We start from the raw sequence: 17,251 nt of genomic DNA, 5'->3' as shown, positions 1-17,251 counted from the left end.
TGATAGCAAATATGTTGGCTTATGCCAACCGACATTCATCTCCCACCTAAAATTGATGTTTCACACCTTCACATTTTTGAGGAAGGAGTCTTCTGTCGGAAAACGATAAAACACAAGCAACTCTAATTGTAATAGTCTATGGGAACATTATTAAACTTGAGCGATATTAATAGAACTTTGTTGATAATTAGTTAAAAAAGTATTGTATGATTAAATAATTTATGTTACATTTGCGTTACAAAGATGTTACTCAACATTAAAATTGTTTCATTTTTATTTCCTTTAATTTCTGTATTGTTACAAAAAGCTATAGATGTTTTTATGTGGATAGGAGTGTGTGTAGTAAAGAGCCTGAGTTGAAAATACGTGCACACTTTAAATTTCCTTTCTGTCCGAATGAAGAAGACTACCAACTAATTAAGGGGTTTAAAGTAACAACTTTAAATAACATGTGCTTCCTTTCCCACACACACAAATTAGTACATATTTAAAGTACAGCCTAGTTGCTACACAGACTCTTGTACATATAAACATTAAGGTGAAATAGAGATAAAAATTTATTACATAAAAAGCATTACTTAGCTAAACGTAAAAATATCATCTGTGCATTTTTATGAAATGTTAAAATGCCTAGATGATATTTTTTTGAAGATTTCTTGGATATGTTTATGAATAACGATTTCTAATTTTTAATGATTTTTTACAACTAAAACATCCAATAATTTATGTAATTGAATTTATAAGGTGTATGTACATTCACTTATATAGGGAAAATGAGGTTTTTCATATGAAGTATGATTATAAAGTGTTTATATTTATTTGGACAATTATTTTATTATTTTTTCTACTCTATTATGGTTACAGTAAAATTTCTGACACCGAGCAAGTACCAGTCATAACGATCAAACAATAGAAGTACAAGATATTAGAAAAAACAAATAAGATAAAAATAGATACAGTAAAAAGTCTATTACAAGAAGTAATTGATCTTACTGTATCAGATGAAAATCTTAAAGTGAAAACGCCGATTCTATTAGAAGTGCACAAACGTAAGGCTGTTACTTCGCGCATAGCTTAGTGGGTACTTCAACCATCCATGTGTATTCGACTTGTCGAGGCTTGTAGTACACGTCGGATTCATCTGAGTGGTGGCTTCTTCCACAAGGAAGAATTGCTCTTTTTTGAAAGGGTGGTGCAAGTGGGAAAGCGATAGTTCGTTGCTAGTACCAACCCAAAACATACTTGGGGTGTTACCTTACGGTGGCATGAATTCTAGAGCGTCAAACTGTCTAGCGATAGAAGAAAAGACCTAGAGTTCTAACTCAAGCCCCCACTGAAACGCTTCATCTCAGTGGGAGTAGTTGACTTGAGTAGCATGCATTTGTCTGTTAACAGAGAATACACGTGACTAAAATGGAAAACTTTTAACCTATTTTTATTTATTCGTAACCTTTAGAGTTTCTAACACGATTTTAGTAGCGTCTGCAATAAGTGTATCATCGTATTCTGCATCTTCTTTATCATGATTAGAAAGGATGGAAAGAACAATCGGCTTTTTATTTGGTGGCCAAATAATTGCGATATCATTCCTTGTTCCATAAGATCCTGCACCTGTTTTATCAGCTACTTCCCATCCTTTTGGTACACCCGCACGAATTAATTTATCCCCAGTCGTATTTCTCTTCATCCAATCTACTAACAGTTCACGTTTCTCAGATGGTAGTACAGTTCCTAATGTAAAAGATTCAAGCGTCTTAGCGATTGCTTTTGGTGTACTCGTATCATGTGTTTCTCCTGGATTTATTTCATTTAATTCAGGTTCAAATCGTTCGGAGTTAGTAACAGTATCACCCATTTCCCTCAAGATTTTTTCAAATGCGGATGGACCACCTAACTTTTTAAGAATTAAATTATGTGCCGTACTGTCACTATATCGAACAGAAGCATCTGCAAGTTCTTTTAACGTCATTCCTGTATCCACATGCTTTTCAGTAATTGGATTATAATTAGATAGGTCTTCACGTGTATACGTAATTCTTTCATCAAGAGCTTCTATTGAATTCTGACGTAAAAGAGCTCCCACTGCTAATGATTTAGATGTAGAGGCAAATGCAAAACGATCATCTGCATGGTAAGCAACAGTTTGATTCGTACTTGTGTCCAGTGCGTAAATACCAAGCTTAGCGTTATATTCTTTTTCAAGTTTAGCAAAAGCATGATTACCTATATTTTCTTGCTTAACTTGATTGGTTCGATTTGTTTGTTTAGTTGATTCTGATTGCGTATTACTATTAGAACAGCCTATCAGTGTCGCGCATGAAAGTAATATGACAGGTACAATTTTTTTGTAATGTGTAATGTTAAAGAACTTCCTTAATATGAACATAAATTTTCAACCTCTTTCAAGAATATATGGTTTCTCCTAGGTTTTTCATACTGATGTAAGTAAAGAGAACATGGGGTAACAATCCTTCTGCAGCTAAAATTTTATAGGTTAAAGCACATGTAAGATGTTTATATGATTGATAAGCTAGTATTTGAGTTATTCCTTCTTCAATCTCACTTGCAATGCTTTACCTGTAAAAGGATTAAGCTTGTACCTCTTAAATACTCACCCTTCTTTTGCATCCTTTTCAAAATAAAAAGTCCTTTCATATTTTTGTAATACATAAGATTAGATTTCAAATGGGATTTATTATATCTAAATTGAACATCTAATTTTAGGAACACATTTAATAGACAATCTAAGTAATAAAATTGTTCCACTTTAATATGAGGAAGAACTTGATGTTTCAATAAAAACAAAAGTAAATTTTTGCTCAGTAGTTTACGTTCATGATATTGATTTTTATACGTGTTTGGTAAAGAAAACATAATAAATTGCAAAAAAATACCGAAATCTAGTTCGGTATAGTGATGTACATATAAAAAAACTCTCTTTGCTATATCTCCCAAAAGAGTCATTACTAAGAGAACTATAAACTGTATTTTCAGAAATATTACGAGCGTGTAAGAAAAATGTAAGGTAATTCAATATGAGAAAAGTAATCTCACTACTACAATGAATAACAGATACATTCAGGAAAAAATCTGTGTTGGGATATCAAGTTATTTTAGTTTTTGAAATATTTGACCGAGTATTACAATTTAAATGAAGAAATACAAAACTAGACCATCAATAATGACAAGACAAATGATGATTCTATTTTTCTTACAGATTGTAGTTACTATGATTCACAACGTTTTTGCATTTCTAACTTTGCATCGATTAGGGCAAAAAACAAATCGGAAAATGTCCGCTATTCAAAGCATAATTGTTATATTAGTAAGAGTAATTTGCAAGCAAATTATTTACTTCCTTATTATTAGAAATCACTATATAAAACGCATATGTACAAAGTTACATTCATAAAAAAGATAACTCTAAAAGGAAATGGCATATGCAATCAATAGAATAAGGATACCAGTATAAAATCCTATGTTAATTTTTATTAAGAGTAACAATCTATCTAGAATAATATATAAAAATTATTAAATGTTTTATTCATAAAAACAGAGGTGTAAAATGAACTTTATTTTTGATCTAATCGCTAGTTATGCGATTCCTACGATACTACTCACATTCTTGTTACTACTTGTATTTGTTTTTAGCTATTTTGTAGTATACAAAAAGATATGTAAAGGAGAAACAAAACTTACTGTACAACAAATTATATTGTTTGTATTAATAGCAGGTTACTATTCCTTTGCATTATCAGCTACTTCATTTGGTCGTTCAGATGATATGGTTTTTGCAAGAACGTTTGATTTCGATGTACTTAGTGTTTATAAAAAAGCATGGAATAACTTTTCGTTTTCTTCTTTTTTCCATATTATTTTAAATATAGGTATGCTGTTTCCGTTAGGAATTTTATTCCCTTTATTTAGTAAGGTTTTTCAAAAAACAAAATGGATGTTAATTATCTCAATTTTAGCAAGTTTATTAATTGAAATTCTTGAATTTACAATGCAACGTGGAAGTATGGAACTAGCCGATTTACTTCATAATACTTTAGGCATGATGCTAGGCTATTCTGTGCTAAACATAGTTCTTATATTTTTGAAAAAAAATGAAACAGATACAAAAATAATTAAATATTTATACCTTCCCATTACAGTAAGTTTTGTCGCAATCGGAATAATGATTTCGTATCAAATGAAGGAATTTGGAAATATGCCTATTGATTCCATTACAAAAACTGATATGTCTCATGTTACTATAAAAACATCAATTGAGTTACAAGACGAAGGGAAAAAAATGCCTGTTTACAAAGATTATGTTACAAAAAAATCACATGTTCGAGATGTCGAAATTCTTTCTCCAAAGGAAGCATTTCAAAAACTGAAACAAGGAGAATTTGATCCTATAGGATCTTTCAAAGCAGGTGATACCTTATTCATTACAAAATATAATATAGATTACTACACTGATACAAAAGGTTTTTCTCAACCTATATATGTTTTTGAAGTACATTTAAATGAAAATGACGAAGATATTTGGTCTCAACCTATTTCCGCAAGAAAATAACGTAAATTGGGTTCTGTTGCAAATTTTTTAAGAAATAAACAGAGACATGAATGTATGAGGAAATATTATGAAGAGGCTACTAGTACTGACTATAATTCATGATACATCGAAAAGGCGGAGTCCGTTTGAAGACTTCGCTTTTGTTTGTATAGTACATGCACAGGAGATAAGAGGATCATCAATCAACTCTCATACTTAATGTGTAAAATTGGAGGGGATTTCTCATATGAAAATAGTAAAAGTAAAAGATCTTGGTAAAGAATATACAGGGAAGGTTCCAGATATAGCACTTTAAAATATTAATTTAATAATTACAGAGGGGGGATTTGTTAGGATTATGGGCCCTTCGAGTAGTGGAAAAACAACATTATTGAATATGGTTTCTCCTATTGACTTGCCAACATCAGGAAGTGTATTCATTCATAATAAAAATCCGTATCAACTCTCATCCAATGATTTGGCCTTATTTCGCAGACAGGGGTTAGGATTCGTTTTTCAATCCTTTAATTTGTTGCATACATTAACAGTAAAAGAGAATAGGGTTCTTCCGCTCGTATTAGATGGCATAAATGTGAAAAGAATAAATAAAAGAGTAGAATCTATTTCAAAAAAATTAGGAAACAGTGAAATTTTAAATAAACGAACATATGAAATTTCTGATGGACACGCACAGCGAATAGCGATTGCCCGTGCACTCATTCATTCTCCTAAATTGGTTCTTGTCGATGAGCCAACAGGAAACTTAGATTCTAAAGCTTCTCAAGATGTAATGGAGTTATTAACACAATTAAATAAAGAGGAAAAGGCAACAATGATGTTAGTAATGCACGATCCAGTTGCTGCAAGTTACTGTGACCGCATAATTTTTATTAAAGATGGCCAGTTATTCAATGAAGTTAATTGTAAAGACGATCGTCCATTATTCTATAAAAAATTATGGATAGTCTTTCTATGTTAGGGGGAAATAAACATGACTTTTCGACAACTTGCACTCAATAATGTTTTACGGAATAAACGAATATATCTAGGTCATTTTTTTAGTAGTACATTTGCGGTATTGATTTTTTTCACTTATGGGCTACTTGTCTTTCATCCGAACCTACAAGGTGAACTAACTCATGTAAGTACCATCATGAGTACATTTGGGAAAATAGGATTTCATTTATCGTATTACTTAATCTTTGTTTTTTCTTTCTTATTTATTTTCTATTCTGTTAGTGCATTTTTAAAAAATAGAAAAAAAGAGTTTGGATTATTAATGTTACACGGAATGTCTCATCAACAGTTTCATCGATTAATTTTTTTCGAAAATATGTTGATTGGAATCCCTTCTATAGTAGTAGGAATCGGACTAGGAATGGTTTTTTCTAAATTGTTTTTACTGGTTAGTGGGTCTTTATTAGGAGTAGAGCAAACGTTAGCATTTTACTTTCCATTCAAGGCAATAGTAGTAACAGCAATGTCCTTTTTTGTTTTATTTCTACTTATTTCATTGTTCACATCAAAAATGGTGAAAATGAATGAGCTTGTAGAACTTATAAAATCAGAGGAAAAACCAAAACCTGAGCCAATAGTGTCTGTTTGGATCTCCTTGTTGGTACTTATTTTATTTGGAGCGGGTTACTCCTGCATTCACCACAGTATCGCTGCGGTCGATTACATGCGTTTAAATCAATTATTCCTACTCGTAGGAGTAGGAGTCGTATTCATTGTATGTGGGACCTATTTTTTCTTTACTCAATTGTGTGTATATGTGTTATCTGCTTTAAAAAATAGAGAAACTACATTTTTTAAAAGAACCAACCTCCTTGTTATTTCAGAATTAATGTATCGCATGAAAGATAATGCGATAACGTTTTTTATCGTTTCAATTATATCTGCAATATCTTTTACAGCAATTGGAGTTTGTACGGCTATTGCAAATCCTGAATTGGCAAAGCATGAGACACCATATGCATTTACCTATCGTTCAGATAAGGGGAATATACAAGAAAAAATGCATATTGAAGAGATAAAAAAACAATCAAAAGAATCTGAATTTTCATATAAAATTTTAGCAACAAAATTTAAAAGGGTACAAAGTGGTCCGGTTTTAATTAATCTTTCTACGTATAATGAATACGCTAAAAAATTAGGGTATGAAATAGAGAAATTAACAAATGAAAATGAAAGTATCGTTATACGATCAGAGAAAAATCACAAATATGCTGAGGATCTAGAACCTTTTGAATTAAGGCATGGTGAACTAGAAGTACCACTTGCTGTTCAAAAAACAGTTTATATTACAGAATTTACGGGCACGTTTGTTAAACCTGTTATTGTCTCTGATGCTGTTTACAATAAGGTGCTAAATGTTCAACAAGAAGGCGTACTCCGAGATTACACTATATACGGTTTTATCGTTAAAAATTGGTCTGAAACAAGTGGGATTTCTACAAACCTTATGAAGTTCATTGGTACGAATCAAGAGGATTATTATGCCTTTTCATCTTTATATTTAAAATGGATTGAATTGAAACAACAAAACGGATTACTTTCTATTTCAAGTGTAATGGTGGGAATTGTATTTTTTGTATTTACGCTAAGCTTTTTATATTTTCGTCTATTTACTGATTTAGAACGAGATCAAGAGCAATATCAAATGATTTCAAAATTAGGATTAAGCCAAAGTGAGTTAAAACAAATCGTAACAAGACAAATGATATTACTATTTTTCTTACCGATTGTAGTGGCTATGGTTCATAGCAGTTTTGCGTTTCTAACGTTTCATCAATTAGGACAAACAGTAAGTAAGGAAATGTCTGTTCTACAAAGTTCAATTGTTGTATTAGTAATCTTTATTTGTATGCAAATGATTTATTTCCTTAGTATTAGACATCATTATTTAAAACGCATATGTACAAAAGTGTATTCATAAAAAAGATAAACAAAAAATTTAAGGTGCATACTCTATCACTAAATTTGGTTGGATATGCACTTTTAGTATGTTGAAAAATATACCAAGATTAAACTATGTTTGTTCCAATTTCCTTTGACCTTCTTGATTTAATCACTTGTGAGTGGCAACAAAAGAAAGAATCGTTGCCGTACCCCTAAAACAAACGACAGTAATAGCCAATGGCTACCAAAATAATATCTTGTTTAAATTGCTCTCCTTTAAAATATTTCATGTATGATTCTCCTAACTCTATGTTGCAAAAGTTTAGCTTAGTCTTCAAAACTTTGCAACAGAACCTTTTAAAGTAAACTTTTGAATACAGGTTGTCTTTAAAGACAATAGAAATGAAAAAAGAATCTATGATTTGAAGCTTTTAAAAAAAGGAGAATCTCCATTTCACTTCTAAGGATGAGATGGAGACTCTTTTGTTGTTTATTTGCTGGATAATGGAATGGTAACTAAAAATGCTACGCCTTGTTTGGTATTATTTATAGAATACGTGATAAAAAGGGATTCAAAAATTTGTTTTACAATATATAACCCTAAGCCACTCCCTCCCGTATTTCGATTTCTTGACTTTTCGATTCGATAAAATGGTTTGAAAATATGTTGTATATCTTCTTCTTTTATTTTGACACCTGTATTGATAACTCGCATTTGGATGTTGTTTTGTTTAGAATCCTTTGTTAACTTTATATAGACTTTTTCGTTATACGGTGAATACATAATCGCATTATGAATGATGTTTTTACAAGCTTTTTCTAAAAGAACATAATCCGTATAAACAAAAATGTCAGAATCGACTTCTTTTATTATTTGAATGCCTTTTTGAGAAGCAAAAAATTCGAGGTTTTTTGTGATTGTATCTATTGATTTCGAAAGATTTACTTCTTCCACTTGAAGTTTAAAGGTATGTTGTTCTAATTTTGACATGCTTAAAATTTCGCGAACCAGTTGTTCCAGACTTTCAATTATTTGATAATTTTTCTTTAAATATTGGTCACGATTTTGATAAGGGCCGATATTATATATCATCCCTTCTAAGTATCCTTTCATAACAGTAAGAGGAGTTTTTAATTCATGTGCTACAATAGCAAAGAATTCCCTTCGCTTTGTTTCTATTTCTCTTTCTTTTTCAATATCACTTTTTAATTGCTGATTCGCTTTTTGTAAATCAAAAATTGCTTGTTGTAAATTTATGGACATATCATTCAAGCTATTGGACAATTCTCCTAATTCATCCATAGAACGAACCTCAATTTTTTCAGAGAAATCCAAGTTTGCCATCTTTTGTGCACCTTTATTAATATAAATAAGTGGTTTAGTAATAAACCTTGAATAGAGATAAGCACTTCCTAAACCAATAACCAGTACAATGATACTAATATAGGGTAGAAAACGTACCAAGACCTGTGAAGCTTCATCGATTGGTTGAAATGTTGCGAACACCACAAGTGTTAAGTTAACATCTTGGAATTGTATTGGCTTGGTAGCCTCATATGAATTACGAGATTGAGCCAAACCTTTTATTGGTACTGTTGTAACAAAACCTTTTGCCGGAGTACCCCCCTGAACAGTACTCCCTCGAACAGTACCCTCTTGAATAGTACTCCCTTGAAAAGTACTTTGAAGAAAAGGATAATAAATAATCCTTCCCTCATTATCTTGAAGATATATCACTGCATTATTTTTTTGGGCATATTCATCAACAAGTGGTGTTGCATTTTGAAGCGTAAGATCTTTAGATTTATCAATTATTTCTTCGATTCCCGTTTGAAGCTGATCTGTTTTGTATTTTTCATAAAATTTAGGGAGAAAGAAGTATAAAGTTACATAAATTAAGGTTGCAAAGGCTAACAAAATGAGGGATGTAGTCATAAAGAGTTTATAGGTAATTCTCTTCATCTTCATGATTTTTACAATTTTATTCATCGATTTTATAACCAATGCCCTTTACTGTTTTAATATAGGGTATATCTAATTTTTTTCGTATGTTTTTCATATGTGTATCAATCATTCGTGTGTCTCCGGCATACTCATATCCCCAAATTTTTTCTACGATATTTTCTCTTGTGAGTACCTTTTTTTCATTTTGAAGTAGTAGTTGCAAAATTTCAAATTCTTTTGTCGTTAGGGGAACCTCGATTTTATTTACATATACTTTATATGCATCGCCATCGACATGTAGTTCTCTAAATACAAAATGATTATCCGTACTTTGATTATTACTTCTTCTCAGTACCGCTTCGACTCGTCTCATCAAAACATGAAAAGAAAAAGGTTTCGTAATATAATCATCGATTCCAAGGTCGAATCCTTTCATTTGATCTTGTTCTTCTTCTAGCGCGGTTAGCATAATAATTGGTATATTTGACTGACTTCGAATCATTTTGGCAACTTCAAATCCATTCAGGTTTGGCATCATCACATCTAGAAGAATTAAATCGAAGGATTGCTTATTAAATTGTTTCATGCCCTCTAATCCATCTGATGCAACTATAACTTTATACTGTTGTGTCATTAAAAATTGTTTGATTAATTCTTGTATTTCTTGATCATCTTCTACCACCAGAATGTGATAGTTCTTCATAATATCACCTCTTGTAGTCATTATAACCTTCTAATCTGGAGTTGATGTGGAGACGTATTAGAAACACTATAAAAACTTCACAAGAAAACTACATGTATTTCAAATCAGCTCCAGATGCATGAGATAGGTTATATACATAACAAGACAGAGGGAGGTAATCAAGATGTCACTGGAATCAAACATCATTCTTTCTTTATTAGATGTACAACTGTGGATGGCCCCTCATTCGAATAATAGTCGCATAAAAGAGAAAAAACAAAAATTAAAATTAGCGCCGTGCTTAAATAAATACACAAGTGTAAATAAAAGAAAGCTATATAAGTCTAGTGAATAAAAATAGGGAGGATCAAATTGATTCTCTCTATTTTTGTATTCCATAATTAGGTACGGAAAGTCTTTACTATAACTCTAGATTAACTCCATATAGAATACAGATTAAGTTTGTATGATACATGTACCAAATAGAAAGGAATGATACATGATGTTGACGACTTACACAATCTATCAAATTTTATCCCTTCCTTCTTATTTACACACAAACTTATTACCATCCATTCTCACGAGAATGCTAGGATCTAAGTTTATAACAAAAGAATAAATAGGCTAATGGATGTTTATTGTCCCTTGTTTCCACTTTTTGCAAACCACCTGTATAAACACGCATGCTACTTTGTACATTGAATACACTATTTGTTGAGAGCCGAATAGGCTCTTTTTTTTAGAAACAAGTTTGAAGTGGGTTTGAATATCGTCATACATATATTCATAGGAAATTTCAAATATAATGTTACCCCTACGAAAAAACAGTTGATGTATGTTTAAACCATGCCCAAAGGTAAAATTTTCTTTTTTTGAAATGATGATTCTTAAATATTACATTCATACATCGTATTTCAAATATCAAGATAAAGATATTCAATTGTAAATTAAAGGAGAAAGGGATGTTCACAATGGGACACTATGATACAAATCAAACAGAAAGCAATAGGAATAAAGTCTATAAAAAAACAGGGTATTTTTTCACAGGAATAATTGGTGCAGTGATTGGTGCAATTACCATTGGATTGACCACGCCTTATATAAATGAAATCAAAGGAAGTGCAGGTCAATCTCCTAAGCATAACGAAGTAAATCAGGCTACGCCGATCTCTTACAAACCAGAAGATGTGAGCAATCCTCAAAATATGATTGAATCTGCAAAAGAAGTTGTCGTAGGTGTCATTAACTATAAACAAAATGCAGATTCATTTAATACGCAAGATCAATCAGAAGAAGCTGGTTCGGGGTCGGGGGTCATATATAAAAAAAACGGCAATAAGGCTTTCATTGTTACAAATAATCATGTGATAGACGGTGCGAATAAAGTAGAAGTGAAATTGAATAATGGTAAAAAGGTTCCCGCTAAAGTAGTAGGGACAGATCCATTATTAGATTTAGCGGTATTAGAAATTGACGGGGTAGATGTAAAAAGAGTCGCAACACTTGGAGACTCAGAAAAAATTCGTACAGGGGAAACGGTAATAGCCATTGGGAATCCATTGGGACTAGAAGGTAGTGTAACAAAGGGGATTATTAGTAGCAAGGAACGAGAAATACCTGTTAGTACCCTCGGAAATCAACAAGTTGATTGGCAAGCACAGGTAATTCAAACAGATGCCGCTATTAATCCTGGGAATAGTGGAGGAGCTTTGTTTAATGAACAGGGTGAAGTCATTGGAATTAATTCGAGTAAAATTGCACAACAAGCAGTGGAAGGAATTGGATTTGCAATCCCAATTCATGTAGCCAAAACAACCCTAGAGTCTCTTGAAAAAGAGGGAACAGTTAAACGCCCAATGATGGGTGTACAGTTATTGGATATTGAGAAAATAACAGATTCTGCACGTAATCAATTAAAATTACCAAAAGAGATAACAAGTGGTGCCATGTTGGGGAATATCTCAAGTCAATCATCAGCAGAAAAAGGCGGATTACAACAGTATGATGTTGTGATTGCATTGGATGAACAAAAAATAGAAAATGTCGTTCAATTCCGTAAATATTTATATGAAAAGAAAAAATTGGGGGATACAATTAAAGTAACCGTTTATCGAAATGGTGAAAGACTAACAAAAAACGTGAAATTAACGGATCAAACACGTGCCGCTTAAAAATATAGCCACCTTTCGGTGGTTTTTTTATATGTGCTTTTTGTGTGGGTACTAGATATATCAGAAGTGGTAAATGTCATGAAGCAAAAAGAATGCCCACATTGTTATTCCAAGCAGGAGGCTAATTTTTCTAGCGATAGCATCTCATTTTGTACTGTATGGGTCATAAATAAAGGGAGTTATCCCGTGTTTGTATTCCTTCCTCAAGTTAATTGGTTGGTGACTAATATTTTATACCTATTATTATTCCGTTTGTCCTCATTCCACATTAAATGGATTGACTCTTTACCAATGTTCAAAATCGATTACATATTTTAATTTGTGTTCCAGCTTTTCTTGACTATATTAACAAATCACTACATATGCACTCCAGATAAGACCTAATATCTTTAGATAATCTACTGAATATCTTCATATAAACTCCAGATAGTGTATATAGAATAACAACTATCAAGGAGGTTAGGAAAAATGAATTTTATAAAACGCGCAATTCTCAGTATGAAAAAAAGAATAGGAACATCATTAATTTTGATGGCGGTCTTTCTGATTGTTACAAATTTAGTGTTGGCAGGATTCACAATTCAAAATGCATCAAAAAAAGCTGCGGATGCAGCAAGAAAAAAATTAGGTGCAGATGTTACTTTAGGTCTTGATTTTGAGAAATTAGGTCAACAAGCTAGGGAAACGGGAGAGATGCCTAAACCACCAAAGCTTAACACAAAAGAAACAGATCAATTAGCGAAGTCCAAGTATGTAAAAGACTATAATTATATAACCCATAATTTCGGAATTGCGGATGGGTTTAAATTAGTAGGAGCTTCAGAAGGAGAAGAAGGAAAAGGAAAAGGTAGCGTTGCAATAGCGGGAGGATCAGGTTCAGGTTCAGAAATAGATATGAATTCTTCTCTTATGATAGAAGGAGTTCGCAAGACTTTATTACACGAAAGTTTTAAAAATGGAAAAAGTAAAATCATTGATGGGAAACCAATTACAGAACAGATGCAAGATCAGAATGTAGCTTTAATGGAAAAACGATTAGCGGAACAAAACAATTTGAAAGTAGGAGATAAAGTTAAAGTTCAATCAGGGGATAAGAAGGAAACTCTTGAAATTGAAATTATCGGTATTTATGAAACGAATGAACAACCAATGGGTCAAAATGCCCCTCCTATGATGAATCCAGCTAATAAACTATATATGCCTTACTCTACTTTAAAAAAATTAGAAACAGATGAAGGTATGAGTAGTAGTATTCAAGTTGTGTACTTATTGAACGATCCACAATACATTGATGCATTTAAAAAAGAAGCAAAAAAATCTGATATTGATTTTAAGTATTTTAAGTTAGATGCACAAGATTCATTGTACAAACAAATGATTGGTCCTATCGAAAATATCGCTTCTACGTCTCAAATGATTATCTATATGGTATCTATTGCAGGTGCGATTATCTTAGGATTAATTATTATGTTATCGATTAAAACACGTCGTAAGGAAATGGGGATTCTATTGTCCATTGGAGAGAAAAAATGGAAACTGATGGCGCAGTTCGTAGTAGAAGTGGTATGTATTGCTATTTTAGCATTTGGATTATCCCTAACAACAGGAACTAAAGTTTCTCAATTCGTAGGGGATAACTTACTTTCTAGTGAAATTGCTACAGCAAGCGAAGAAAAAGACAATCCACAAAATGGTAGTGTAATGGTAGCTGGAATTGGTGATACTCCACAAAACCAAAATGAAGATCCAATTGATAAGATTGATGTAAGTGTAACGGGTGAGGATGTAGGAAAAATGGGCGGAATTGGACTGACTATTGCTATATTAGCAACTATTTTGCCAGCATTATCTATTCTACGCTTAAATCCAAAACAAATCCTTTTAAAAGATGAATAAGGAGGCTCGATATGGAGACGATTTTACAATTTAAAAACTTAGATTATTATTATGAAAGTAACGGAAAAAAAGTAAAGATACTAGATAATGTTAATTTTTCTTTTCAAAAAGGGCATTTCTACACGATTTTAGGGCCATCTGGATCTGGTAAAACCACAACTCTTAGCTTAGGTTGTGGGCTGGATATACCTAAAAATGGTTATGTACTGTATAATGGCAAGGATATTCGAAAAATTGGTTTGGATCGATACCGTAATCAAAATGTATCTGTAATTTTCCAATCTTATAATTTGATTACCTATATGACTGCTCTTCAGAATGTATTAACGGCAATGGAAATTACAGGTGTAAAGGTACAAAATAAAAAAGTAAGAGCATTAGAATTATTAGAGAAGGTAGGACTTACAGAAGTAGAAGCGAAACGAAATATCTTGCAACTGAGCGGCGGACAACAACAACGTGTAGCAATTGCTCGAGCACTATCTTGTAATGTTGATTTACTAATTGCGGATGAGCCGACAGGAAACCTTGATGAAGAAACAGCAAATGACATTATTGATTTGTTCCAGGAGCTCGCTCATCAAGAAAATAAATGTGTAATTGTTGTGACACATTCACAAGAAGTTGCAAAAAAATCGGATCGAGCTGTTTATTTAAGTAAGAAAAAATTAGCAGTAAAAGATGCGCCTAGCATCTAAAAAACAAATACTATCACTAGAAGAGTTTGCAGGGTAAAGGAATCGTGAAAATGATAAATAACTAGTTAATTATTTTCCGAAAAAATATATGATTAATTTAAAAAGGAATGGAGATAAAAATCTCCATTCCTTTTTAGATAGATAATTTAACCCTTATTTAACAGCCTCATTTAAAGCTTTCCCAGCTTTAAATGCAGGTGCTTTTCCTCCTGGGATATGCATTTCTTCGCCCGTTTGGGGATTGCGCCCAGTACGCGCAGAAAGCTCACGTACTTCAAATGTACCAAATCTAATTAACTGTACGGATTCCTCTTTTTGAAGAGATTGTGTAATTTGATCTAGCATAGCTTGTACAGATGCGGTAGCCTCTTTTTTAGTAAGTGATGTTTTCTCGGATACTTGGTTAATTAGTTCTGTTTTATTCATTATGGATCTCCATTAAATAATATTTGTTAATTTAATTTTATAGTATAGTATGTTTTTAGAAGAACTTGCTACAATTGCTCATCAGTATACAGAGGATACCATCCATTGTTACAATCACGCCATTGTAGAAGAAATAGGATAACAGGAGGAAACATGCGGTCCCAAATTAATATTACGTGTGTTTTTTGACCATACATTACTTACTTTTAATGTATATATTGAATATATAGATATATTGTGTTATGATGTGAATTAGAAACTCGCGTGTTTCAAATACAACATTTTTATCTTCTTGATGACCTCTTATCTTTCCGTAAGAGGTCCTTTTTTATCCCTCAGTATTGCATAGACGTTAAAATACTATGAAAAGATACTAGAGACTACTACACTGTGATATTCTCTAGTATTTTTCTTTACCTAGATTATCTATTGTTGGGTGAACGATGAATTATTACTTTTTGTATAATTTTCACAAAATAACTTTGAACCCTTATTTATTTCAATATAAAATAATAACTGGATATATTTGACTATCGGTTATATGAATAGGTATGTCCTTCTTTCTATTATGACTGAAAAGTTAGTAGATAAGAAATGGAATGTTAAACAAGCTATTACTTACTCTACACGATTACTAGTAAACAGAGGCCTGTATTGGGAAGAAGAATATTTTGATTTATACAGCCTTGATGATAGCTATGACTTAGCGCAGGAAGGTATCCACTTTAATGAAAAAGATGTGATTTTTACTTATATCGATACATTAGGTGCTTTTCGCGTCCATTTTAGCGAGTTTGAAGATCTCTATTTGAAAGTCATGAAACTTTTGTGTTGAATGATGTGACTCTATTTGTAAACCCATTTACTATTATCTTTCGTTTGCCCATTCACTTAAACACTTTCTGTTACTTCATGAGCTGTATATTTATCACCAGATTTATCTAGCCAAAATAAATCTATCTTCGTGTTGATGAATTATTGTCTCTTAATAACTTAATGCTACCATCTTTAATTTTTCTAGCATCAAGCAAAGCTAGCATGTTAAATGTATAATTAGACGTCTGTAAATGAGCATCACTATTTAAATTTTTACCTGAGAATAATTCAGTTAATTGGCAGAAAAAGGAAGAGGTCTATTTGGCCCCTTCCTTTTTCTCGTACATAACGCTTGTTGACAACTTATGAAATAATAGCATTCATCGCTATTAAAATATAACATTAAAAGCAATTAATTAGATATGTAATTTTGCATAGATTGTACTATTCCATGAATGGGAACAAAACTATTTATCTCTTCCTGTATGGAAACAAATAGATTTAGGTTTATTTAGGGTAAGAAGACCTGATCATTGATTGCTGGTTAAACCATATTTCTACGTATTTGAAACAAATTATTTCACTGGATTGTATGTTAAAGAGAGTGAGGGCTTTATGCAATGTAGATTGTTTTTTGGTTTCTGACTCGTGATTTTACTAGGAGGAGGCACCGGAAAAGAAGTTACGTTATATACGATTTCAAAAGGGGATATTAGTCAGTGCATCCAAAGACACGCTCCGTTTCTGTTTTCTATCCTACTAAATTACCATTCCAAGCAGATTCCTTCTCTTTCAAACAATTCATCCATTGAATAAAGATAATTCCGCCATACGTATCGGAGGGCATGAAACTTTCTTAATACCATTTGGAATATATTTCAATATACTTCCGATACTATAACAGATCGGAAATTTCTCTATTGGAGGTATAGAATGGCATATCCATTTCGTAACTTAGTATTTGAAGGTGGCGGGGTAAAGGGAAGCGCTTATATAGGTGCCATCCGTGCACTAAATGAAGAAGGGATTTTACCAGAAATACAACGATTTGGGGGGACTTCACATGCCCATCAACTTAAGGATAGAAACTCTACGGTTTTCCATTAATTGAAATGAACAAACTTTTAAACAGTATAATCCTCTTAAAAATGAGCATACGAAATAAACCCT

At 32.2% G+C, this 17,251-nt stretch carries 10 protein-coding genes and 6 pseudogenes; 10 read left to right on the top strand and 6 right to left on the bottom strand.

The annotated features are described in order from the left end of the window. Window positions 1-1,435: 1,435 nt before the first annotated feature. Complete coding sequence (gene blaIII / locus ACS2CR_RS28980; protein ID WP_153602867.1) at window positions 1,436-2,386, bottom strand: class A beta-lactamase BlaIII; 951 nt, start codon at window positions 2,384-2,386, stop codon at window positions 1,436-1,438. 792 nt (window positions 2,387-3,178) lie between these two features. On the opposite strand from blaIII, the pseudogene ACS2CR_RS28975 reads away from it, so the two are divergent. Beyond that, a pseudogene (locus ACS2CR_RS28975) lies at window positions 3,179-3,412 on the top strand (ABC transporter permease); the annotation flags it as partial. 153 nt (window positions 3,413-3,565) lie between these two features. Further along, the gene (locus ACS2CR_RS28970; protein WP_153602866.1) at window positions 3,566-4,567 is read left to right on the top strand and encodes a VanZ family protein; all 1,002 of its coding nucleotides are present in this window, start codon (window positions 3,566-3,568) and stop codon (window positions 4,565-4,567) included. Between the two features lie 89 nt (window positions 4,568-4,656). Here ACS2CR_RS28970 and ACS2CR_RS28965 read toward each other — a convergent pair. Then, window positions 4,657-4,737: pseudogene (locus tag ACS2CR_RS28965) on the bottom strand (IS6 family transposase); the annotation flags it as partial. A 56-nt stretch (window positions 4,738-4,793) separates the two neighbouring features. Between ACS2CR_RS28965 and ACS2CR_RS28960 the strand changes: the two are divergent. Both ACS2CR_RS28960 and ACS2CR_RS28955 read left to right on the top strand, forming a co-directional pair. Then, window positions 4,794-5,566 (top strand): annotated as a pseudogene (locus tag ACS2CR_RS28960) (ABC transporter ATP-binding protein). After that, on the top strand, window positions 5,538-7,484 hold the full coding sequence (locus ACS2CR_RS28955; protein ID WP_153602865.1) for an FtsX-like permease family protein: 1,947 nt from the start codon (window positions 5,538-5,540) through the stop codon (window positions 7,482-7,484). The pseudogene ACS2CR_RS28960 and the gene ACS2CR_RS28955 overlap by 29 nt, the downstream one beginning before the upstream one ends. Before the next feature lie 184 nt (window positions 7,485-7,668). On the opposite strand, the pseudogene ACS2CR_RS28950 reads toward ACS2CR_RS28955, so the two are convergent. The 3 genes and pseudogenes from ACS2CR_RS28950 to ACS2CR_RS28940 all read right to left on the bottom strand — a co-directional run. Beyond that, a pseudogene (locus ACS2CR_RS28950) lies at window positions 7,669-7,737 on the bottom strand (IS6 family transposase); the annotation flags it as partial. Window positions 7,738-7,937: 200 nt separating this feature from the next. Then, on the bottom strand, window positions 7,938-9,416 hold the full coding sequence (locus ACS2CR_RS28945) for a sensor histidine kinase (RefSeq protein WP_153602868.1): 1,479 nt from the start codon (window positions 9,414-9,416) through the stop codon (window positions 7,938-7,940). A 13-nt stretch (window positions 9,417-9,429) separates the two neighbouring features. Continuing rightward, window positions 9,430-10,095 (bottom strand): response regulator transcription factor, encoded by a 666-nt coding sequence (locus ACS2CR_RS28940; protein WP_043316660.1) that lies wholly within the window; start codon window positions 10,093-10,095, stop codon window positions 9,430-9,432. 163 nt (window positions 10,096-10,258) lie between these two features. Here ACS2CR_RS28940 and ACS2CR_RS28935 point away from each other — a divergent pair, with 163 nt between their 5' ends. The 4 genes from ACS2CR_RS28935 to ACS2CR_RS28920 all read left to right on the top strand — a co-directional run bounded on the left by ACS2CR_RS28935 (window position 10,259) and on the right by ACS2CR_RS28920 (window position 14,839). After that, complete coding sequence (locus ACS2CR_RS28935) at window positions 10,259-10,429, top strand: hypothetical protein (protein ID WP_016084396.1); 171 nt, start codon at window positions 10,259-10,261, stop codon at window positions 10,427-10,429. A gap of 607 nt (window positions 10,430-11,036) precedes the next feature. Next, entirely contained in the window at window positions 11,037-12,245 is a 1,209-nt protein-coding gene (locus tag ACS2CR_RS28930; protein WP_153602864.1) for a S1C family serine protease, read from the top strand. 468 nt (window positions 12,246-12,713) lie between these two features. After that, window positions 12,714-14,141, top strand: coding sequence for an ABC transporter permease (locus ACS2CR_RS28925; protein ID WP_153602863.1), 1,428 nt, complete (start codon window positions 12,714-12,716; stop codon window positions 14,139-14,141). A gap of 11 nt (window positions 14,142-14,152) precedes the next feature. Beyond that, the gene (locus tag ACS2CR_RS28920) at window positions 14,153-14,839 is read left to right on the top strand and encodes an ABC transporter ATP-binding protein (protein ID WP_043938388.1); all 687 of its coding nucleotides are present in this window, start codon (window positions 14,153-14,155) and stop codon (window positions 14,837-14,839) included. A 153-nt stretch (window positions 14,840-14,992) separates the two neighbouring features. Here ACS2CR_RS28920 and ACS2CR_RS28915 read toward each other — a convergent pair whose 3' ends face one another. Beyond that, complete coding sequence (locus ACS2CR_RS28915) at window positions 14,993-15,265, bottom strand: HU family DNA-binding protein (protein ID WP_153602862.1); 273 nt, start codon at window positions 15,263-15,265, stop codon at window positions 14,993-14,995. Between the two features lie 553 nt (window positions 15,266-15,818). On the opposite strand from ACS2CR_RS28915, the pseudogene ACS2CR_RS28910 reads away from it, so the two are divergent. Together ACS2CR_RS28910 and ACS2CR_RS28905 are read left to right on the top strand one after the other, a co-directional pair. Beyond that, window positions 15,819-16,100, top strand: a pseudogene (locus ACS2CR_RS28910) (hypothetical protein); the annotation flags it as partial. 914 nt (window positions 16,101-17,014) lie between these two features. After that, window positions 17,015-17,143, top strand: a pseudogene (locus ACS2CR_RS28905) (patatin-like phospholipase family protein); the annotation flags it as partial. Window positions 17,144-17,251 lie beyond the last annotated feature (108 nt).

Origin of the sequence: Bacillus cereus group sp. BceL291 (assembly GCF_051776705.1) — a bacterium.
In the GTDB taxonomy this organism is placed as follows: Bacteria; Bacillota; Bacilli; order Bacillales; family Bacillaceae_G; genus Bacillus_A; species Bacillus_A cereus.
Note: the sequence above shows the minus strand (reverse complement) of the source record. Positions and strands in the feature narration are given on the sequence as shown.